General features: G+C 69.8%; 1 protein-coding gene. It reads right to left on the minus strand.

Annotated features, from left to right (window positions below):
• On the minus strand, positions 1–752 hold a 752-nt coding region (locus H0H10_RS00215; protein WP_223179166.1), incomplete at both ends, for a condensation domain-containing protein.

Consider the following 752-nt stretch of genomic DNA (forward strand, 5'->3'; position numbering starts at 1 on the left):
CACGCCAGGTGGAACACGGTGGCCGCGCTCGTCCCGAGCGAACGCGCCGCCTCCCGCACCCGGTCGGCCAGTTCACCGTCCACCGGCACCCGGGCCCGCTCGGCGCCACGGCCGTCGCCGTGGACGTCCAGCAGCCCGTACGGTGCCGTCGGCTCGGTGACGTCGCCGAGCAGGGTGTCGAAGTACCGCTCGTGCTCCTCCCGCGACACCCCCAACCGGGCCTGCGCCACGAAGGCACGGAACGGCAGTGGAGGCGGCAGCGCGTCACCCCGCCCGGACAGGAAGGCGCCCAGTTCCCGCAGAAGTGCCTCCTGGCTCGTGTGGTCCCGGACCAGCTGATGGATCCGGATCAGACAGAGCCACCGCTCGCTACCGGGCTCAGCGGCGATGTGCACCCGGATCAACGGGGCCCGATCCACCGCCATGGCGCTCTGACCGAGTGCGGTCAACTGGCTTACGGGGTCACCCGCTTCGGCATCGAGGACGACCTCTTCGACGGGGAGGTCCACGTCACGCAAGACCACCTGGACCGGTTCGCGCAGTCCCTCCCAGTGGATCGCCGTGCGGTAGATGTCGTGCCGGTCCACCACCTGCTGCAGCGCGCGCAGGAACGCGTCCAACCGCTCATGCGACCCGATTCCCAGCACGATCGGCAGGATGTATACGTCGGTGCTGTCCCGACCTGTCATCAGGTGGTGGAAGAGGATGCCCTCCTGGAGCGGGGCGAGGGGGTAGACGTCCGCGATGTTCGC

The sequence above is a fragment of the Streptomyces griseicoloratus genome (genome assembly GCF_014534645.1).
Classification (GTDB): Bacteria; Actinomycetota; Actinomycetes; order Streptomycetales; family Streptomycetaceae; genus Streptomyces; species Streptomyces griseicoloratus.